This is a genomic window from Leifsonia sp. A12D58, from assembly GCF_047530025.1.
Classification (GTDB): Bacteria; Actinomycetota; Actinomycetes; order Actinomycetales; family Microbacteriaceae; genus Cryobacterium.
Map to the genome: position 1 here is coordinate 808,729 of NZ_JBLJAT010000001.1, position 19,604 is coordinate 828,332.

Here is a 19,604-nt window from a genome sequence, read left to right on the forward strand (position 1 = left end):
GTGAGGAGTCTCGGATGCGTCGTCTTGTGGTCTTGGCTGGGGGCGCCGCGCTGGCGCTGACAATGTTGACCGGCTGTTCGGGCCAGTCAGGTAGCGTGTCGACCGGCAGCGTTCCCACCACCGATGAACTGATCGGTACCTGGGTTGTCGATGACACGTTCGACGTCGACATCCAGCCGTATCTCACCATCGAAGACGGCGGAAAATGGAAATCTTCAGACGGCTGCAACACGGTGGCCGGCACATGGGAACTCGCCTCAGACGGTGAACTGACCACGACGGCTGGCCCGTCGACCCTGATCTACTGTGACGGCAAGCCGCTCCCGACTCTGATGGCAAACGCGAAGTCGATAGCACTCGACGGTGAAACGCTCGAGTTGAAGGACGCGTCGGGCGCTGTGTCCGTCGCGCTCATTCCCGGCACGGCTCCCACGCCGACGAACTGAGGTTGAAGTGACTGGTCAGGTCAGGCTCGGCGTCCAGATCGCGCCGCAGCACGCCCCATATGAAAAAATCAGGGACACGGTCTTCGCCATCGAAGAGATGGGCGTTGACGTCGTCTTCAACTGGGATCATTTCTTTCCGCTGTCAGGCGACCCTGACGGCTTGCACTTCGAGTCGTGGACCATGCTCGCCGCTTGGGCAGAGCAGACCTCGACGATCGAGTTCGGCGCGCTGGTCAACTGCAACAGCTACCGCAATGCCGATTTGCAGGCCGACATGGCCAGGACTATCGATCACATCAGCGGCGGCCGCTTCATCTTTGGTACTGGCGCCGGCTGGTTCGAGCGCGACTACGACGAGTATGGCTACGAGTTCGGTACGCCGGGTAGTCGGCTGAATGCCCTCGCGGATGCACTGCCGCGCATCGAGAATCGCTGGGAGAAACTGAACCCGCCGCCCACCCGCGATATCCCGGTGCTGATCGGTGGGGGAGGCGAGAAGAAGACCCTGCGGATCGTGGCCAGCCATGCCGACATCTGGCACTCGTTCTCGAGTCCGGCAATTCTCGAGCACAAGCTTGGCGTGCTCGGCTCCTGGTGTGAGCGTGTCGAAAGGGACGTGAGCGAGATCGAGATCTCGACAGAGCTGCGATCACGCACGCCTGCAGAGGCCGACGAACTGTACGACCTCGGCACCCGATTGTTCACCATCGGCATCTCGGGTCCAGACCACGATCTCGCGCCGGTTCGTGACTGGCTCGCTTGGCGCGATTCCAGGAACGCCGGCTGACCCGCTACAACTGGCTCGGCTCGACCTGGGTGGCCAAACCTGACTGCAGTTCTTGTCTCAGGGCCCCCACGACGGCGATCAGGTCACCGTTGTTGGCTTCAGCGACGGCGCGCTGGCGTTGGTAGCTGGCGCCTGAGTCAAGGATCACCCCGAGATTCTGCAACTCGGTGAGGCAGCCGAGTCTCGTCGCGGTCGGCGAGAGGATGTCGATGAGCTCGCGCACGTCGTCGGTGACCAGGCGTTCGTTGCCCGCGGCGTCCAGGATGATCTCGGCGTCGAGGCCGTAGCGTGCAGCGCGCCATTTGTTCTCACGAACGAACCACGGCTGCATGGTGGGGATCTCTTCGCCCTCGTCGATCCGTGTCGACATCCACTCGACCAGGCACTGGATGAATGCGGCGATCGCACCCAGCTCCTGTGCCGTGGATACCCCGTCACAGACGCGCACCTCGATGGTTCCCCAGCGTGGTGCAGGGCGGATGTCCCAGCGCACCTCTGTGACATCGTCGATGATGCCGGTTCTCGTCATATCGGCGACATACTCTTCCCATGCTGTCCAGTCAGCGAGATCCCACGGTGCCCCCGCCGTCGGCAGCTGTTGGAACATCAATGCGCGGTTGGAGGCATATCCGGTGTCGACGCCGGCCCAGAACGGGCTGGATGCCGAGAGTGCCTGTAGGTGCGGCAGGTAGCAGAGCATGCCGTTCAGGATCGGAATCACCTTGGTGACGTCTTCGATGCCGACGTGCACATGGATGCCCCAGATCATCATGTTGCGTCCCCACCACTGAGTGCGGTCGATCAGGCGGTGGTAGCGCTCCTTGTTCGTCACCCGCTGGTCGAACCACTGGCCGAACGGATGCGATCCGCTGCAGATCGGGTCTACTCCGAACGAATCGGCGGCTGCACGTACCTCAGCCAGTTGCCCGGAGATGTCGGTCACGGCATCCGAAACTGTGTGGTGAACGCCAGAGACGAGTTCGACAGTGTTCAACAGCAACTCACCGGTGATGTGTGGGTGCGCAGAGCCGTCGTCAGCGCGGAGCGCATCCAGTACTTCTGTCGCGATTGACATCAGGTCACCTGTCTCGCGATCGACGAGGGCAAGCTCCCACTCGAGCCCAATGGTCGAGCGTTCTGAACGGGTAAAATCGATTCCCACGTGCTTCTCCGGACTTTATCTGGGGCATTGCGACATTCGATTATCACAATCTTCACTAAGTCTGACAGAATGGTTAGTCGAGTTCTGTTTCGCCCGACCCTCTAATCCGGCTTACAGAACCCCATTGAGCTTGTGCCGAGTGTGCCCCCACGCTCACGGCCCTCAGTTCGCCAAAATTAAGAACACACAGGAGAATTGTGGCTGTCAAAATCCGTCTGAAGCGCATGGGCAAGATCCGTGCACCGTACTACCGCATCGTTGTCGCTGACTCGCGCACCAAGCGCGATGGTCGTGTCATCGAAGAGATCGGTCAGTACCACCCGACCGAAGAGCCTTCGGTCATCAAGATCGAGTCAGAGCGTGCCCTCTACTGGCTCGGCGTTGGCGCTCAGCCGACCGAGCAGGTTGCGGCACTCCTCAAGCTGACCGGCGACTGGGGCAAGTTCAAGGGTGACAAGAACGCTGTCAGCACCGTTCGCGTGAAGGAAGCCAAGGTTGCTTTCGTCACCGACGAGAAGAAGAAGCCCGTTCTGAAGCCGAAGGCCGAGAAGGTCGTCGTCAAGGAAGAAGCAGCAGTCGAGGCTCCGGCCGCCGACGCTTCGACCGAGGCAGCAGCAGAGGACCAGGCGTAATTTTGCTCGCTCCCGCGCTCGAACACCTCGTCAAGGGGATCGTTGATCACCCCGACGATGTGCAGGTTTCAGCAAAGAACTCACCCCGTGGCGATGTTCTCGAGGTTCGGGTGAACCCCGAAGACCTCGGCAGGGTCATCGGTCGCGCAGGTCGCACCGCCAAGGCATTGCGTACCCTCGTGGCCGCACTTGCCGATGGCAAGCGCGTGCGTGTCGATGTCGTCGACACTGATTTCTGAGTTGGCAATGAGCTCGGTGAACGACGCAACACCTCCGCACTCGCAACTTCGGGTGGGGCGCCTGACGAAGGCCCATGGTCTCAAAGGCGCTGTCAAGCTTGAGCTGTTCACGGATGACCCCGGACGTCGTTTCGTCCCGGGCGCCGTGTTCACGCTTCAGGTTCCAACTGGCTCGCCCTGGCACGGTAAGACGCTTGAACTCGTCGAACTGCGCTGGTACAACGAGCATGCAGTCGGATTCTTCAAGGGTGTCTCTGATCGAACAGCTGCAGAAGGGCTTGCAAAAGCAATTCTGTGGATCGAACAGGACGCCGCTGAAGAGTCTGACGAAGAAGACGCGTGGTTCGACCACCAGCTGGTCGGGCTCGACGTTGTCCGTGATGGAGTCAAGGTGGGCACTATCGCCCGTCTCGACCACTTCCCGGCGCAGGATCTCCTGATCGTCAAGACGCCGAACGGTGACGTCATGGTCCCGTTCGTCAAGGCCATCGTGCCCACTGTCGACGTGAAGGCCGGCATCGTCACTGTCACTCCGCCGCTTGGACTCTTTGAAGAGCTCCCAGCAGAGGAAGCAGCTGAGGAAACTGCCGAGGTCGAGTCTTCGGATTCAGCCGAATAAGTTCAGTCGCTGTGGCCCAGTGCATCCGCTTTGGATGCCTGGGCCACAGCTGTTTATCGAGCCAAATAGGATTGCAGATATGCGCATCGACATCGTCACGATTTTTCCCGAGTTCTTCGATGTGCTTGACATCTCGCTGCTCGGCAAGGCCCGCCAGTCGGGAATCATCGAACTCGGGGTACACAACCTTCGTGATTACACGCACGACAGGCACCGCACGGTCGACGACACTCCCTATGGCGGCGGCGCAGGCATGGTGATGAAGCCTGAGCCATGGGGCGAAGCGTTTGACGCGATCCTCGAGGGTGAAGTGGATGCGAAAACGGCAGACGGCCCCGTCCTGATCTTCCCGTCACCGGCCGGTGAGCAGTTCACCCAGGCGATCGCACGCGAACTCGCTGAGGAAGAGCACCTCGTCTTCGGCTGCGGCCGTTATGAGGGAATCGACCAGCGGGTCTTCGACCACTACGCCACCAAGGGTCGCGTGCGGCTGCTTAGCCTGGGGGACTACGTGCTGAACGGGGGAGAGGTCGCCGTGATGGCCATGATCGAGGCTGTCGGACGACTGATTCCCGGCGTAGTCGGAAACCCCCAGAGCCTGGTCGAAGAGTCTCACGAAGACGGCCTGCTCGAATACCCGAGCTACACCAAGCCGGCATCCTGGCGGGAGCTTGAGGTGCCGCCGGTGCTCCTCAGCGGCAATCATGGTGCAATCGCCACCTGGCGTCATGAGCAGCAGGTCGAGCGCACCAGGCGGGTGCGCCCCGATCTTCTCGCGCAGCACCCAGACGAAGCCTGACTTCTGCCCCCAGCGAACTCCCGGCAGTTTCAATGACTACCCGGATATTCTGATTTCGTGGCCATTCGGAAACTCTTCTACTACTGGCAGTTCGCCGCTGTAATCGTGCTGCCTCTCTGGCTGCTTATCGGCTGGCCCATCTTCGGTGAGGGCGGCTGGGGAATCTTCGGCGTGCTCTTCGCCGCAATCGCAGTGGGAATCGCCCTTCTCGTCGTCGCACTGTTGATCTACGCCAGGAAAGACGTCCGACTTGCTAGAGCGGTGTCCTGGCCGGATGTCGGGGTGCTCGCGGTTTGGCACGCGCTCATCATCGCGTCCGGGTTTTACGCCGCGTCATCCCCGTGGCTGTCTGTGCTTGTCATCATCGTCGGCCTGTTTGCTTTCTGGTTCTCCATCTGGGAGTTTGTCGACACTGCGAGGCGTCGGATGCGCGCGACGATGGATCAGTTTGAGGCAGCTGCGCGTCCTCCGTCGCCGCGCGTCAGCGATATGCAGGACCCCACGCACGGCCCCGGATTCACCCGAACGCCAGACCCGAACGTCATCGTCGTGCAGGAGAAGCCGAACGAAGAATAGGTCCGGTTTGGCTGCACAGGCACTCACATGGCAGAATAGGCGTTTGTGCCGCTGCATGCCTCTGCCACAGGGGAGCAGCAACGAGCGGCCTTTTCACTCACACTTACATCCGTAGTCGACCTGTGGCGGTTACAGAGAGCGAATTATCATGCATATTCTCGATCACGTGGACGCCGCGTCCCTGAAGTCGGACATCCCCGACTTCCGCGCAGGCGACACCGTCAAGGTTCACGTCAACATCGTTGAGGGCACCCGCTCTCGTGTCCAGGTCTTCCAGGGCGTCGTTATCGGCCGCTCCGGCGAAGGCGTTCGCGAAACGTTCTGCGTTCGCAAGGTCAGCTTCCAGGTCGGCGTCGAGCGTACCTTCCCGGTGCACTCCCCGGTCATCGAGCAGATCGAGATCGTCACCCGCGGTGACGTTCGTCGCGCGAAGCTTTACTACCTGCGCAACCTGCGTGGCAAGAAGGCCAAGATCAAGGAAAAGCGCTAATCAGGGCCTTCGGCCTCTGATCGCATTTTGACTGAGCTCCTCACCCCTAAACTGGGTGAGGAGCTCAGGCGGTTTAATGACAGACAACACAGTGCCAACGCGAACAGATCGCCGGCAAGATTCACAGCGCAGAAAGCGCGGCGTCGTACTTTTCATACGCGACCTCCTGATCATTTTTGTGGTCGCGCTTCTGGTCTCGTTCCTCATCAAGACGTTCTTGATCAGATCGTTCTACATCCCCTCTGGGTCGATGGAGAACACGTTGCTCAAGAACGACAGGATCATCGTCAATCAGCTCGAGCCGTCGATGATGCCGATTCAGCGCGGCGACGTCGTCGTCTTCGAAGATCCGGGCGGATGGCTGCAAGCTACGGTCCCGATCGAGCAGAACCCGATCGTCGCCGGTGTCGAGTGGATGTTGTCTGTCGTCGGGCTCTCTGCTCCCGATAGCAACGATCACCTCATCAAACGCGTGATCGGTCTGCCGGGCGACCATGTCGAGTGCTGCAACGCCCTGGGGCAGATGAGCGTCAATGGTGTTCCCCTTGACGAGCCATACGTCAAGCTGCCTGTTGGGGCGACGAGCGTCTCGAAGGACGACTTCGACGTCATCGTTCCCGAAGGCTCGCTCTGGGTGATGGGCGATAATCGCTACAACTCGAAAGACTCGCGTTACAACGGCGATACGCCTGGTAAGGGTTTCGTGCCGATTGACGATGTCGTCGGGCGCGCGATTGTCGTCTCCTGGCCCGTGTCGCGCTGGACGTGGCTCGATAACTATCCAGACGTGTTCCGCGGCGTCGAGGATGGGACCAAATAATGGCTGTCTCCGACCCGACACTCGACGTCGAACTCGCGATGCTTGCCGCAGGCGCAGCCTGCGTCATCGGCTGCGACGAGGTAGGACGTGGCGCGCTTGCCGGTCCTGTCGCCGTCGGTGTCGCCGTCTTCAACGCAACGACAGCACCTCTGCCCGCCGGCATCAGAGACTCGAAGATGCTGAGCGAGGCCAGACGCGAAGCCTTGGCTCCGGTTGCTGCCGAGTGGGCCCCGTATTCGGCCGTTGGCGTGGCCTCGGCGGCTGAGGTTGATGCGCTCGGCATCATGGCGTCGCTCGGCCTGGCTGGCAAGCGTGCGCTGGGCCTGCTCTTCACCGCTGGTGTCGACATCCAATCAAGCGTTGTGCTGCTCGATGGCAGCGACGACTGGCTCAACCGGGCACTCGAGACCCCGCTGAACGTTGTCACACGGGTCAAGGCCGACAGGGACTGCGGTTCGGTTGCTGCGGCATCCGTCATCGCCAAAGTGCACCGCGATCGCCTGATGATTGAAGCTGATGCGAGCGAACCCGGCTATGGCTGGGCGTCCAACAAGGGCTACGGCAGCGCAGGCCACATGAGTGCGATTGTCGAACTGGGTCCGAGCGAGCACCACCGCAAGACCTGGCTCAAGATCTCAGCGTAAGATTGGCTCACCATGGACGAAGACGAATTCGAGGACTACGACCGCGAGGTCGAGCTTGCCCTGTACCGCGAATACCGCGATGTCGTCGGGCAGTTCCAGTACGTCATTGAGACCGAACGGCGCTTCTACCTCGCGAACGAGGTAGAGCTTGTGCGTCGAGACACCGAGCATGACTTCTACTTCGAGTTGACGATGAAAGACGTCTGGGTCTGGGACGTCTACAGGTCAGATCGATTCGTGAAGTCGGTCAGGGTTTTGACCTTCAAAGACGTCAACGTCGAAGAATTGGCGACGAAGGATTTTGAGCTCCCGAAGGAACTCGCACTCGACGAGTAGCGATGTGCCGTTCGCGAGAGATCAGTCTGACGTTCCGGCTTCAAGGATCGACACGATCGAGAACAGCGTGAAGCACACCGCACCGAGGCCGGTAAGCACGTGCGCGCCGACGAAGTATGAGGGATCTGTTCCGGCCGCCTCGTAGAGGAACGCTGCGAAGAACAGGCACGTGAGCGCTGTTCCGATGGGCAGCAGCGGGATGCGATTGGCCAGCGCGAAAGTCTGACGCCAGACGAGCGCGAGCAGCAGCACCTTCGACAGGATGCTGAAGCAGATGAGGCCCAGCCCGATCAGGACGACGCCAGGCGCCAGTCGGTACGGCTCGCTTGAACTGAAGAGCACGAAAAGGCCGAGCAGCACATTGATTGTTCCCATAGCAACTACCAGCCAGGTCCAGGCGAATCTCTCGCCCTCGGCGAATTCATTGCGCACCTGGCGCACGATGCTGGCCACAAGGCCGATGAGCGCGGCGCAGATGCTCGCCAACCCGATCATGACGTGCCCCGCGACGAATCCGGGAGTGTCTCCACGCAGCAATAGCCCGATCGCCAGACCATAGCCGACGAGTGCCACAACGATCGGAACTGCGATCAGAATGCTGCCGACTGTGCGCGAGTATGCGCCGTGCGGCGGGCCATCGGTGGGCTGTAGCGCACCTGACGCTTTGATGAGCGTGAACTTGGTTGATGCTGTTGCGACGGTGCTGACGCACGTGGCGATGAAGCCGATACCGATCACAACGAAGCCTGCAGTGAGATTTTCTGGCGTACTTGCCTGGTTGGCCAATACGATGCCCCAGACGATCGCAGCAACGGCGACGACGTAGCCAGAGAGGGGAAGGACGATTTCCCAGACCCGGCCATAGCGTTTGATGAGCTGCCTGATGATGGTGGCGGCCGTGGTGAACAAGGCGTAACAGATCGCCGTCAGGCCGATATTCACGTGCCCGGCGACGAAGTGATTGGCATCGTTCGGGCCAGCCAGAATGTACAGGCCGAAGGCCAGACAGATGGCTCCCATCAGGAGTGGTATTGCCCGAAAAATTACACTCACTGCATGATTCATCGTGTTCTCCCCATGATTGCGCGTGAACTGCACCCCTAATCTTCCCCAGTCTGACCCTGCGACTGCATCCAATCAATGACCGCGAGCAGTCAGGCTCGGGGAAGCTCCCTAACAGCGACGGGTTATGGCCGAACTATGCAGACTGCATGCCACGGGACGACCGCCGTGTCGTCTGGCATCACAGTGGCAGTGGGAGGTGCTCATGGCACGCAAGGACGAACTCGGCAGGCAAGGGGAGGAATGGGCGGCGGGCTTCCTTGTGCGAGGCGGCTACGAAGTGATCGAGCGCAATTGGCGCTGTGCAGAGGGAGAGATCGATCTCATTGTGCGTTGTGGTGGCGAGGTGGTGTTCGTCGAGGTGAAGACCAGGTCGAGCCTGAACTACGGGCATCCGTTCGAAGCGATCACCGTGGCGAAACTCGGCAGGCTGAGGCGGTTGGCCGGGGCGTGGTGTGAGCAGAGCAATGAATGGCCAACCCGGATCCGCATCGACGTGATTGCCATCGTCTCCGTGAGCGGGACCGAACCCGTCATCGAACACCTGATCGGGGTGTTCTGATGGGACTGGCCCGCACATATTCCATTGCGCTACTGGGCGTCACTGGTTCGCTCGTCGAAGTCGAGGCTGACATTTCAGGTCAGCTTCCTGCAATGGTGCTGATTGGGCTCCCGGATGCTGCGCTGTCGGAGGCGACCCAGCGCGTCCGGATGGCTGCAAAGAACTCCGGCTGCCCACTCACTCGCAACAGGCTGACGATCAACCTGTCACCTGCCTCCCTTCCCAAGCACGGTGCAGGGTTCGATCTGGCTATTGCGCTGGCCTGTCTGGCGGCCGATCAGCTGATTTCCGCGACGTCGGTTGAGGGGGTCGTTCACATCGGCGAACTCGCACTAGATGGCAGGCTGCGCCCGATCCCCGGAATCTTGCCTGCGGTCATCGCCGCAGGCAGGCTAGGTCACCACACTGTGATGGTTCCGACCGGAAGTGCGGCGGAGGCCGCTCTCGTGCCTGGCGTCACAGTGATCGGCGTCAGTTCGCTCAGAGAGGCAGCAATCTGGCACGGCGGTGAACTCGATCCTGTCGATGTGTCGCCCATCGAGCTCTCACCGAGTGCAACCGAGTCCCCAGACGATCTCGACCTGGCCGATGTGATCGGAAATGAAGAAGCCATTCAGGCTCTCCAGATTGCAGCGGCGGGTAGCCACCACTTGTTCATGCTCGGCCCGCCCGGTGCCGGCAAGACGATGCTCGCTGGCCGCCTGCCCGGATTGCTCCCCGATTTGGGGCCTGAGCAATCGTTGGAAGTGAGTTCAGTGCGGTCGCTTGCCGGATTCGGCATCGGCTCAAAACTCATCACCAGGCCACCGCTCGAGGCGCCACACCACACGGCGACGGCAGCCGCCATGGTGGGTGGCGGCAGCGGAATCATCAGACCGGGTGCAGCGGCCAGGGCGGCACACGGTGTGCTGTTTCTCGACGAAGCCCCCGAGTTCGCTGCGGCGGTGCTCGACGCACTGCGGCAACCTCTCGAATCAGGACTCATCAGCATCCACCGAGCCAATGGTGTCGCGCACTTTCCCGGCCGATTCCAACTGGTGATGGCGGCTAATCCGTGCCCGTGTGGTCAGTTCGGCGCGCAAGACCAGGAATGCACCTGCGCGCCGAATTCGAGGCGTCGTTATCTGGCTCGGTTGTCAGGGCCGTTGCTTGACCGCATCGACATCCAACTCACGGTCAGACGGATCACCGCTGCTCAACTGCGGCTCTCACAGGATGGCCCCAGGCGCACCAGTGCGAGTGTCAGGGCGAATGTGATCACGGCGCGGGCTGCTGCGGGGGAGCGGTTGGCTGCAACGCCGTGGACGCTCAACTCCCAGGTGCCAGGAAGCTGGCTTCGCAGCCGACGTACCAGGCTGGCTCACGCGTCGACCGTGGGTCTTGACCGGGCGCTGGAACGCGGCGGCATCACTATGCGTGGCTACGACCGAATATTGCGTGTTGCCTGGTCAATCGCCGATTTGGCGGGGCAAAGCGTTCCGTCGGCCGATGACATCGGTCAGGCGTTGTACCTGCGGAGAGGAATAGCGTCATGACGATCTTCAACCTGCCGGAGTCAGATGTCCTCGGCCTGCTTGCAGGCGTTCGAGGGATGTCGGATGACACCGGTATCGACCCGGCAGAGGCATTCGCTCGCGCAGCGTGGACCTGCATCGCGGAACCCGGTGATGGTGTTGCCGGTCTCGTGGTCAACACGCTCGGAGCCGCGGCTGCTCTCAGGCTCGTATTGACTACCGCCCAACCTGAGCGTTGGGAAGCGGCACTCATGGAGCAGGGTGAGGCCGCCGACCCCGAAGGCGAAGCCTTGCGCGTCGAGAGCATCGCCGGCGGGATCGAGCGGTGGCGACCCAGGCTGAACTCGGTTGATGTCGTGAGGGCCTTTGGGCAGGCGAGGCGCGTCTCGGCGCAACTTGTGGTTCCCGGCGACGCGCTGTGGCCTGTGCAGGTGGCTGACCTCGGGCAACACGCCCCGATCGCACTGTGGTGGCGAGGGATACCCGACGCGCTCCGTGCGCTCGACAACTCAATCGCGCTCGTCGGTGCGCGAGCGTCATCTGGCTATGGAGAGCACGTAGCGATGGAGGCGGCATCCGGCCTTGTCGACCGCGGTTACGCAATCGTTTCTGGGGCGGCCTACGGAATTGACGGGATGGCCCATCGATCTGCGCTGGCCAGCAGAGGACTGACAGTTGCGTTCCTGGCCGGTGGCCTCGACAGGTTTTATCCTCGCGGTCATGACGATTTACTTACGAAGATCGCGCAGTCCGGCTGCATCGTTTCGGAGCTTCCCTGTGGCCAAGAGCCCACCAAATGGCGCTTCCTGCAACGGAACAGGCTCATCGCAGCATCGAGCAACGCCACAGTCGTGATTGAGGCCGGCTGGCGTTCCGGGTCGCTGAACACTGCATCGCACGCTGCCGAAATGGGACGACCTCTGGGTGCTGTGCCCGGGCCCGTTACCTCGCCGTCATCGGCTGGATGTCACCGGCTGCTGCGTGAATACGACGCGGTCTGCGTGACGAACGCAGCAGAGATGGCTGCTCTGGTCGACGACGACGGCGGTTCTGGTGATGGGCAGGCCGGGGCCGGCACCAATGTCGCCGACCGATCCGGCGAGTACACCAGCGACGAGACGCGACTGATCGATGCGCTCAGTACTCGTTCGCCTCGCTACAGCATCGACGTCGCGCGGCGGTCAGGGCTGTCTGTCACGACTGTGACAAGCACACTCGCGTTCCTCGAGCTGGCCGGTGCGGTGGCTGAACGCGAGAACGGCTGGGTGCTCGCGCCGAAGGCGAGAAAGGGGGACGCCCGCGCACGCCAGAAATGATGCACGCCAGAAATGACGGTGGCAGGTCATAGGGTGGATGCCTATCGACGAAAGGCGCTTCATGGCCGCGGTTCACCTGGGTTCGCACTCCCCGGCAGTGCGACTTATTGCGCATATCAGCGACACCCACTTTCTAGCTGGCGGTGCCGCACTGAACGGCCGCATCGATACAGACAGCACCGTGCGACAGGCGATGGAGCAGCTTGAACGGTCCGGCCTGCGCCCCGATGCCTTTGTCATCACAGGCGACGTCGCCGACAGGGGAGAGCCAGAGGCCTATCGGCGCGTGCGCGGAATCATCGAAGCGACGACAGAGCGTTTGGGCGCAGAACTCATCTGGGTGATGGGTAACCACGACGCCCGACACGCGTTCCGTGCCGAACTGCTCGACGAGCCAGAGTCCGAATTCTCCGGGCGTCCTGTCGACCGTGTGATCGACTGCGGCGGTTTGCGGATCATCGCCCTCGATACGAGTGTTCCCGGATTCCACCACGGCGATGTGACCACGGAGCAACTCGTGTGGCTCGCCGATGTTCTGGCCACCCCCGCACCTCTCGGTACGGTGCTTGCGTTGCACCATCCACCGGTCCCGACCCCGATCCCGCTCATGAGCATCCTTGAACTGCAGCAGCAGGATTCCCTGGCCGCTGTACTCACCGGATCCGATGTGCGGGCTATCCTCGGCGGCCACCTTCACTATGCGACAACCGGAATGTTCGCCGGGATCCCCGTGTCCGTCGCTGCAGCGACGTGTTACACGATGGATCTCAGTGGGCCCACGCGTGAGCTCACCGGCGTCGACGGCGGACAATCTCTCAACCTGGTGCACGTCTACGACGACCAGATCGTGCACTCAGTCGTTCCTATCGGTCGCTTTCCGACGGCTGCTCATTTCGACGAGCCCTATCTTGAACGACTCGAGGCACTCAGCCCAGAGGACCGCCTCGACGCGTTCTCCCGGCACCTGTGAGGCACCGAGATGCAGATCACTGCTGCCGCTGACGAATTCGTCACTGCGCTCGCGCTTGAGCGCGGCTTCTCGGCGCACACTATTCGGGCATACCGCACCGATCTGGCGCAGCTGTGCTCTTTTCTGGCCGACAACGATATCGAAAGTACAGACGCGCTTACGCTCGAACTGTTCAGGGAGTGGCTCTGGGTAGGAACCCAGGCAGGACTGGCGAAGGCAACGCTCGCGCGGCGCGCGGCATCGGCGCGCGGATTCACCGCCTGGCTTGAACGCACCGGCGTGACGCCGACGGATGCCGGAGTCAGGTTGCGATCACCGAAACCGGGGCGTTCGTTGCCCCGCGTGATCAACCGAACGCAGATGGACGAGCTGCTCGGCTCGTTGAATGACCGTGCAGCCGGAGCAGACCCTTCTGCGCTTCGAGACCTGGCTGTCATCGAATTGCTCTACGCGTCTGCGCTGCGGGTCTCGGAACTCGTCGGGCTTGATGTCACGGACGTCGATCTTGATCGATTGACGGTGAGGGTGCTCGGAAAAGGCGCGAAAGAGCGCGTTGTTCCATTTGGAGTTCCCGCTCAATCCGCGATAGTGGACTACCTCCGGAATGCCAGGCCGCTGCTGCGGCCGGCCACGGGACTGGACGCCCTGTTCATCAGCTCACAACACACGCGGCTCGGTACCAGATCGGTCTATCGCCTCGTCGCCGGCATCCTGACTGAGGTCCCCGGCAACGGACCGGCCGGCCCCCATGCACTTCGTCACACGGCTGCCACCCATCTACTCGACGGGGGAGCAGACCTTCGCGCTGTACAGGAAATGCTCGGCCATGCGAGCCTCGGCACCACGCAGATCTACACCCACGTCTCGGCCGAACGCCTTAAAGAGAGCTACAAGCTCTCGCATCCGCGCGCCTGAGCACCGCCGTCACGACCGCTTCACCAGTCCAGGGGCAGCAGTACGGCCCTGGGGACTTTTCCGAGGACCACCAGCGGCGATACATATCTGCCGTGCAGGCGAACCCCGAAATGGAGGCAGCCCGCCTCGCAATGCCCACCAGCGGCGACCTCGGCGATGACCTGGCCACTGACGACGCTCTCACCCACAGCTACCAGCGGTATGACAGGCTCCACACTTGCGAGGTAATCGCCATCGATGGCGAGCGACAGGACGCCACGGTCGACGACTGTGCCCGCGAACGAGACAACGCCGTTGTGCGGAGCGAACACAGGGTCGGCGGCCGCAGTTGCAATATCGATGCCACGATGGCCGGCAGAGTATGCGGTCAAGGGAGCCACATAGCCGCCGACGAGTTGATGCGGGGGCGCCAGAGGCCAGAGCCATTGAGGTTCAGCAGTTGAAGCCAATCTGGTGGCTGGGCCCAGGCTGGTGACGGGTGCCAGGCTCGAAGCTGACGTGCGGTCGCCGAATTGTGCGCTGGACGACGAGATACCGAGGGCCGCTATCAGCATGAAGAGCGGCGCGATCTTGATGAGTTTCACCACATCAGGTTCACCGGCGGAATGACCGCGAGACCCGTCGTCGTGCAAACGGTGGAGAGTGAAGCGATCCTCACGCCTGGTGAGGGAGTGGTCTGGCCGCGAAAGTCGCTCAAGGGGTGCTAAGATTTTCCCTGCAGCGCTCATGCGCTGACTACGCGCGCCCGTTCGTGCACACTTCCATCGGTCCAAGCCCTGCAAGGGTGAGGCGGAGGTGTGCTGGGCGCCAGGTGTGATGGTCATCCGATCATCGCAGAAACCGATTGGTGTTTTGCCTGCCACGCAGGAACACCGGATAAGGAGTACGGCTCATGGCCGTCGTAACAATCCGCCAGCTGCTCGACAGCGGCGTCCACTTCGGACACCAGACTCGTCGTTGGAACCCGAAGATGAAGCGCTTCATCCTGACCGAGCGCTCTGGCAGCCACATCATCGACCTGCAGCAGTCCCTCGTGCACATCGACCGCACGTACGACTACGTCAAGGAGACCGTCGCACACGGCGGAACCATCCTCTTCGTTGGTACCAAGAAGCAGGCTCAGGGCGCTATCGCCGAGCAGGCAACCCGCGTGGGCCAGCCCTACGTCAACCAGCGTTGGCTCGGTGGCCTCCTCACCAACTTCCAGACCGTTTCAAAGCGTCTGGCTCGCATGAAGGAACTCGAAGAGGTCGACTTCGACGACACGACTCGCGGTTACACCAAGAAGGAACTTCTCATTCAGAAGCGTGAGCTTGTGAAGCTGCAGAAGAGCCTCGGTGGTATCCGTAACCTGACGAAGACCCCGTCGGCAATCTGGATCGTTGACACCAAGAAGGAGCACCTCGCGATTGACGAGGCGCACAAGCTTGGTATCCCCGTTATCGCAATCCTCGACACCAACTGCGACCCGGACGACGTCCAGTACCCGATCCCGGGCAACGACGACGCCATCCGCTCGGTCGGCCTGCTGACCCGCATCATTGCGGACGCAGCAGCTGAGGGCCTCATCCAGCGTCACCAGAAGCCCGAAGAAGGCGTCGAAGTAGAGCCGCTGGCAGCATGGGAAGCAGAGCTTCTCCAGGCTTCAGAGACCGCTGACGCTGACGCAACTCCTTCACAGGCCTCAGCTGAGACCGAGAAGGTTGCAGACGCAGGCGTCGCAGCTGCAGAAGCTGATTTCATTGAGGGCGAAGTTGCTGCAGTAGTTGCAGAGACCGTCGCCGCAGAAGAGACCAAGTAAGGAATCCCGGTATGGCAAACTTCAGCCTCGAAGACGTCAAGGCTCTCCGTGAGCGCCTTGGCACTGGAATGGTCGACACCAAGAACGCTCTCGTCGAAGCCGAGGGTGACATGGAGAAGGCCGTCGAGATCCTTCGCCTCAAGGGTGCAAAGGGCAACGCCAAGCGCGCTGACCGTTCAACCTCTGAAGGACTCGTCGCAGCCAAGCAGAACGGCAACACCGCCACGCTGATCGAGCTCGCTTGCGAGACCGACTTCGTTGCAAAGGGTGACAAGTTCGTTGCGCTGAGCGAGAAGGTCCTGGATGCGGTTTCCGCAGCCGGCGCCACCACGCTCGAAGAAGCACTCGCTGCACCGGCCGGATCGCAGACCGTTGCTGACCTCATCAACGATGAAGCAGCAATCCTCGGCGAGAAGATCGAACTGCGTCGCGTCGCATTCGTCACCGGAGAGAACTTCGCTATCTACCTGCACAAGACCAGCAAGGACCTGCCACCGCAGGTCGGCGTTGTTCTGGGCTACTCAGGTGACGACGCAGAGACCGCTCGCAGCATTGCGCAGCACATCTCGTTCGCCAACCCGGAGTACCTGGCTCGCGAAGACGTTCCCGCAGAGGCTGTTGAGTCCGAGCGCAAGATCGTCACCGAGATCTCGAAGAACGAAGGCAAGCCTGAGGCTGCCCTTCCGAAGATCGTTGAAGGCCGCGTCAACGCGTTCTTCAAGCAGGTCGCTCTCCTCGAGCAGGACTACGCGAAGGACAACAAGTTGTCCGTCAACAAGGTTCTTGCAGACGCAGGCCTGACCGTATCGGGCTTCGCCCGCTTCAAGGTCGGCGCCTAAGTTTCACAATGAAGGAGATCGGATTGCCTCGGCAATCCGGTCTCCTTTTCTGTGCGCGCCCCCAGTTCGAAGTCGGGCGGCACCGGTAGTTTAAGCAGCACATGTTTGAGCAGCACACGTAGTACACGGACGACAGCCGTACGGGCAAGTCGCAATGGAAGGTTTCACCGCATGATCGAGTCACCAAAAAAGCGCAGGGTACTTCTGAAGCTCTCCGGAGAAGCGTTCGGGGGTGGATCGCTCGGTGTTAATCCTGACGTCGTCGGTGCGCTTGCCCGCGAAATCGCAGAGGCCGCGAAGGTCGTCGAAGTTGCGATCGTGGTCGGTGGTGGCAACTTCTTCCGCGGGGCAGAACTGTCGCAGCGCGGTATGGACCGCGGTCGTGCCGACTACATGGGCATGCTCGGCACCGTGATGAATGCGCTCGCCCTGCAGGACTTCCTTGAGCAGGCTGGTGCTGAGACCCGCGTGCAGTCAGCCATCGCTATGACCCAGGTCGCAGAGCCGTACATCCCGCGCCGCGCTGAGCGCCACCTCGAGAAGGGTCGCGTCGTCATCTTTGGTGCCGGTGCCGGTCTCCCGTACTTCTCGACCGACACCGTCGCCGCCCAGCGTGCCCTTGAGATCGACGCCAACGTTGTACTCGTCGCCAAGAATGGCGTTGACGGCGTGTACTCGGACGACCCCCGCACCAACCCCGATGCACACAAGATCGACGCCATCACTTACCAGGAAGCGCTGCAGAGCGGACTGAAGGTCGTCGACTCAACGGCTTTCAGCTTGTGCATGGACAACGGGATGCCGATGCAGGTCTTCGGAATGGCACCTGACGGCAACGTCACGGCTGCAATTCTCGGGTCCGATATCGGCACGCTCGTCTCCAACTAGAATTAGTCAAGTCCCAAACCCTAAGGAGTCACCGTGATCGCGGATGTCCTGTCAGACACCAGCACTCGTATGAGCAAAGCGCTCGACGCAGCTAAAGAAGACTTCGGGAATGTACGTACCGGTCGTGCAAACCCCATGATGTTCCAGAAGATCCTGGTGAGCTACTACGGCACACCGACTCCTCTGGGCCAGCTCGCTTCCCTGCACAACCAGGAAGCCCGCACCATGCTCATTACCCCGTACGACAAGGGCGCACTGCGCGACGTCGAGCAGGCAATCCGCGACACCCCGAACCTGGGCGCTAACGTCGGCAACGACGGCACCGTCATTCGCGCAACGTTGCCAGAGCTCACGGCCGACCGCCGCAAGGAGTTCGTCAAGCTCGTGCGCACCAAGGCAGAGGATGCCAAGATCTCGGTGCGCAACATCCGTCGCAAGGCCAAGGATGAACTCGACGCGCTCAAGAGCGAGGTCGGCGATGACGAGGTGGCCCGCGCCGAAAAGGAACTCGAGCAGGTGACCAAGAGCCACATCGATGCAATCGATGAAGCCCTCAAGCGCAAGGAAGCGGAACTCCTCGAGATCTAGGGGAGAGTGAACACCATGACGCCCACGCCAGAGGGGGAATCGCGCCAACCGCGCGGCCATGGTGTCAGTCGCGCCGAAATTCGGGCGCAGGTCAAGTCTGCGAAGGCTGACATCGAGCGGCAGATGCAGGCGACGCGCGCCCAGATCGATGCAACGAACGAGCGAATTGCGGCCAAAACCGGTCGTAATCTGATCCTGGCCACTCTGATCGGTCTCGTGCTCGGCCTGGCAATGCTGTTCAGTTTGATCTTCATCAAAGAGCTGTTCATGATCGTGGCCGTGCTGATCGCCGGATTCACCGCATTTGAACTGGCTGAGGCGTTACGCAGGGCCGGGCGCAACGTGCCCAGGATCCCCGTGGTGATCTCAGCCGTCTCTGTCGTGCCTCTGGCGTTCTATCTGGGTGCAGGCGGCCAGCTGTTCGCAACCTTCGCGGGAATCGCCCTCATTGGGCTCTGGCGGCTGGTCTTGCTGTTCTGGCCTGCCCATAGGGCTCAAGCCAGTTCGGTATGGGGCGATATCGGTGCGGGTGTGCTGATTGAGGTCTATGTCGTCTTCCTGGCCAGCTTCGCTGTACTGCTGGCTGCGCAGGACAACGGCCAGTGGTGGACGCTCGCGTTCCTGATCCTGGTTATTGCGTCTGACACCGGCGCGTATGCTGCCGGGCTGTCATTCGGCAAGCACCCCATGGCCCCCAGCATCAGCCCCAAAAAGACCTGGGAAGGCTTCGCGGGCGCTGCAACAGCGTGTCTGATCGCAGGAATTTTGCTCGCGTTGTTCATGCTGGATCAACCCTGGTGGTTTGGGATCATCTTCGGTCTGGTGATGTTGCTGACTGCAACCTTTGGCGATCTGGCCGAATCCCTGATCAAGCGTGATATCGGTATCAAGGACATGAGCTCATGGCTGCCAGGACACGGCGGATTCCTCGATCGTCTCGACTCAATTCTTCCGTCAGCTGCAGCCGCATATGCGCTCTTCCTGATTTTCGCGTAGTCCCCGTTGCTTTCGACAAGTCGCGCCAGAGTGGGAGAGAATAACCCAGTGAGCACAACGTTTCCCCGATCGGGCAAAAAAGTACTCGGATACGACACCGGGCAGGTAGAGGACTTCCTCGTCAACGCGCGACGCGCTTACGACGGTGAAGGCGAGCTCACTGCCGAGAGCATCAGGCACACTGCATTCTCGATGAAGAAGGACGGCTACTCGCCCGAACTCGTCGATGCAGCGCTTGAGCGCCTTGAGGACGCATTCGCGGCCAAGGAGCGAGAGCGCGCATCCGCTACAGTCGGCGAGGCCGCCAGGCTCGATGAGGCGCGTGCGACCGCACAGGTTGTCATCAATCGACTCAGCCGTGAACCTGGCCACCGTTTCGCGCGCACGAGCTTCCTCACCGTTGGCTACAACCGTGCGGATGTCGACCGTTTTGCAAACCGGCTCGTCAAGTATTTTCAGGATGGCTTCCCCATCACAGTCGATGACGTGCGCACTGCCGTATTCCGGCCACAGCGCGGCGGTTACCGCGAGAACCAGGTCGACGCGGTCATGGACGCCGTTGTCGAAGTGATGTTGGCGGTTCGTTGATCATCGGCCTGTTAT

Annotated in this window: 25 protein-coding genes; 22 read left to right on the forward strand and 3 right to left on the reverse strand. The window is 61.3% G+C overall.

Features of this window, described 5'->3' with window-relative positions:
• Positions 1–14: 14 nt before the first annotated feature.
• Together ACMT3I_RS03920 and ACMT3I_RS03925 are read left to right on the forward strand one after the other, a co-directional pair.
• A complete protein-coding gene (locus tag ACMT3I_RS03920; protein ID WP_414803126.1) occupies positions 15–446 on the forward strand; it encodes an META domain-containing protein in 432 nt (143 codons plus the stop codon).
• A gap of 7 nt (positions 447–453) precedes the next feature.
• Positions 454–1,233: an LLM class F420-dependent oxidoreductase gene (locus ACMT3I_RS03925; RefSeq protein WP_414803127.1), complete on the forward strand. Its 780-nt coding sequence runs from the start codon at positions 454–456 to the stop codon at positions 1,231–1,233.
• 4 nt (positions 1,234–1,237) lie between these two features.
• On the opposite strand, the gene ACMT3I_RS03930 is transcribed toward ACMT3I_RS03925, so the two are convergent.
• Positions 1,238–2,395, reverse strand: a complete 1,158-nt coding sequence (locus ACMT3I_RS03930; protein ID WP_414803128.1) for a glutamate--cysteine ligase — start codon at positions 2,393–2,395, stop codon at positions 1,238–1,240.
• A 197-nt stretch (positions 2,396–2,592) separates the two neighbouring features.
• On the opposite strand from ACMT3I_RS03930, the gene rpsP reads away from it, so the two are divergent.
• The 9 genes from rpsP to ACMT3I_RS03975 all read left to right on the forward strand — a co-directional run bounded on the left by rpsP (position 2,593) and on the right by ACMT3I_RS03975 (position 7,550).
• Positions 2,593–3,027, forward strand: a complete 435-nt coding sequence (gene rpsP, locus ACMT3I_RS03935; RefSeq protein ID WP_414803129.1) for a 30S ribosomal protein S16 — start codon at positions 2,593–2,595, stop codon at positions 3,025–3,027.
• Positions 3,028–3,029: 2 nt separating this feature from the next.
• Positions 3,030–3,266: an RNA-binding protein gene (locus ACMT3I_RS03940; protein WP_414803130.1), complete on the forward strand. Its 237-nt coding sequence runs from the start codon at positions 3,030–3,032 to the stop codon at positions 3,264–3,266.
• Positions 3,267–3,273: 7 nt separating this feature from the next.
• Positions 3,274–3,885, forward strand: a complete 612-nt coding sequence (gene rimM / locus ACMT3I_RS03945) for a ribosome maturation factor RimM (protein ID WP_414803131.1) — start codon at positions 3,274–3,276, stop codon at positions 3,883–3,885.
• 79 nt (positions 3,886–3,964) lie between these two features.
• On the forward strand, positions 3,965–4,684 hold the full coding sequence (gene trmD, locus ACMT3I_RS03950) for a tRNA (guanosine(37)-N1)-methyltransferase TrmD (protein WP_414803132.1): 720 nt from the start codon (positions 3,965–3,967) through the stop codon (positions 4,682–4,684).
• 57 nt (positions 4,685–4,741) lie between these two features.
• Positions 4,742–5,260: a hypothetical protein gene (locus ACMT3I_RS03955; RefSeq protein ID WP_414803133.1), complete on the forward strand. Its 519-nt coding sequence runs from the start codon at positions 4,742–4,744 to the stop codon at positions 5,258–5,260.
• Between the two features lie 148 nt (positions 5,261–5,408).
• A complete protein-coding gene (rplS, locus tag ACMT3I_RS03960) occupies positions 5,409–5,750 on the forward strand; it encodes a 50S ribosomal protein L19 (protein ID WP_414803134.1) in 342 nt (113 codons plus the stop codon).
• 76 nt (positions 5,751–5,826) lie between these two features.
• On the forward strand, positions 5,827–6,570 hold the full coding sequence (lepB, locus tag ACMT3I_RS03965) for a signal peptidase I (RefSeq protein ID WP_414803135.1): 744 nt from the start codon (positions 5,827–5,829) through the stop codon (positions 6,568–6,570).
• The gene (locus ACMT3I_RS03970) at positions 6,570–7,214 is read left to right on the forward strand and encodes a ribonuclease HII (protein WP_414803136.1); all 645 of its coding nucleotides are present in this window, start codon (positions 6,570–6,572) and stop codon (positions 7,212–7,214) included. The genes lepB and ACMT3I_RS03970 overlap by 1 nt, the downstream gene beginning before the upstream one ends.
• A 12-nt stretch (positions 7,215–7,226) precedes the next feature.
• Positions 7,227–7,550 (forward strand): DUF2469 family protein, encoded by a 324-nt coding sequence (locus tag ACMT3I_RS03975; protein WP_414803137.1) that lies wholly within the window; start codon positions 7,227–7,229, stop codon positions 7,548–7,550.
• A 21-nt stretch (positions 7,551–7,571) separates the two neighbouring features.
• Here ACMT3I_RS03975 and ACMT3I_RS03980 read toward each other — a convergent pair whose 3' ends face one another.
• Complete coding sequence (locus ACMT3I_RS03980; protein ID WP_414803138.1) at positions 7,572–8,603, reverse strand: DUF2776 family protein; 1,032 nt, start codon at positions 8,601–8,603, stop codon at positions 7,572–7,574.
• 214 nt (positions 8,604–8,817) lie between these two features.
• Between ACMT3I_RS03980 and ACMT3I_RS03985 the strand changes: the two genes are divergently transcribed.
• Genes ACMT3I_RS03985 through ACMT3I_RS04005 form a run of 5 tightly spaced genes read left to right on the forward strand, consistent with a single transcriptional unit; the run spans position 8,818 to position 13,889 of the window.
• Positions 8,818–9,174: a YraN family protein gene (locus ACMT3I_RS03985; RefSeq protein WP_414803139.1), complete on the forward strand. Its 357-nt coding sequence runs from the start codon at positions 8,818–8,820 to the stop codon at positions 9,172–9,174.
• On the forward strand, positions 9,174–10,709 hold the full coding sequence (locus tag ACMT3I_RS03990; protein WP_414803140.1) for a YifB family Mg chelatase-like AAA ATPase: 1,536 nt from the start codon (positions 9,174–9,176) through the stop codon (positions 10,707–10,709). The genes ACMT3I_RS03985 and ACMT3I_RS03990 overlap by 1 nt, the downstream gene beginning before the upstream one ends.
• Complete coding sequence (gene dprA, locus ACMT3I_RS03995; protein WP_414803141.1) at positions 10,706–12,004, forward strand: DNA-processing protein DprA; 1,299 nt, start codon at positions 10,706–10,708, stop codon at positions 12,002–12,004. The genes ACMT3I_RS03990 and dprA overlap by 4 nt, the downstream gene beginning before the upstream one ends.
• A 37-nt stretch (positions 12,005–12,041) precedes the next feature.
• Positions 12,042–12,974, forward strand: a complete 933-nt coding sequence (locus ACMT3I_RS04000) for a phosphodiesterase (protein WP_414803142.1) — start codon at positions 12,042–12,044, stop codon at positions 12,972–12,974.
• 9 nt (positions 12,975–12,983) lie between these two features.
• Complete coding sequence (locus tag ACMT3I_RS04005) at positions 12,984–13,889, forward strand: tyrosine recombinase XerC (RefSeq protein ID WP_414803143.1); 906 nt, start codon at positions 12,984–12,986, stop codon at positions 13,887–13,889.
• 20 nt (positions 13,890–13,909) lie between these two features.
• On the opposite strand, the gene ACMT3I_RS04010 is transcribed toward ACMT3I_RS04005, so the two are convergent.
• A complete protein-coding gene (locus ACMT3I_RS04010; protein WP_414803144.1) occupies positions 13,910–14,473 on the reverse strand; it encodes a murein hydrolase activator EnvC family protein in 564 nt (187 codons plus the stop codon).
• A gap of 308 nt (positions 14,474–14,781) precedes the next feature.
• Between ACMT3I_RS04010 and rpsB the strand changes: the two genes are divergently transcribed.
• From rpsB to ACMT3I_RS04040, 6 genes are all read left to right on the forward strand, one after another.
• A complete protein-coding gene (gene rpsB, locus ACMT3I_RS04015) occupies positions 14,782–15,690 on the forward strand; it encodes a 30S ribosomal protein S2 (RefSeq protein WP_414803145.1) in 909 nt (302 codons plus the stop codon).
• Between the two features lie 11 nt (positions 15,691–15,701).
• A complete protein-coding gene (gene tsf / locus ACMT3I_RS04020; protein ID WP_414803146.1) occupies positions 15,702–16,529 on the forward strand; it encodes a translation elongation factor Ts in 828 nt (275 codons plus the stop codon).
• 171 nt (positions 16,530–16,700) lie between these two features.
• A complete protein-coding gene (pyrH, locus tag ACMT3I_RS04025; protein ID WP_414803147.1) occupies positions 16,701–17,417 on the forward strand; it encodes a UMP kinase in 717 nt (238 codons plus the stop codon).
• Between the two features lie 33 nt (positions 17,418–17,450).
• Entirely contained in the window at positions 17,451–18,005 is a 555-nt protein-coding gene (frr, locus tag ACMT3I_RS04030) for a ribosome recycling factor (protein ID WP_414803148.1), read from the forward strand.
• A gap of 15 nt (positions 18,006–18,020) precedes the next feature.
• Entirely contained in the window at positions 18,021–19,001 is a 981-nt protein-coding gene (locus tag ACMT3I_RS04035) for a phosphatidate cytidylyltransferase (protein ID WP_414803149.1), read from the forward strand.
• Positions 19,002–19,049: 48 nt separating this feature from the next.
• Positions 19,050–19,589, forward strand: a complete 540-nt coding sequence (locus ACMT3I_RS04040; protein ID WP_414803150.1) for a DivIVA domain-containing protein — start codon at positions 19,050–19,052, stop codon at positions 19,587–19,589.
• The last annotated feature ends 15 nt before the right edge of the window (positions 19,590–19,604 follow it).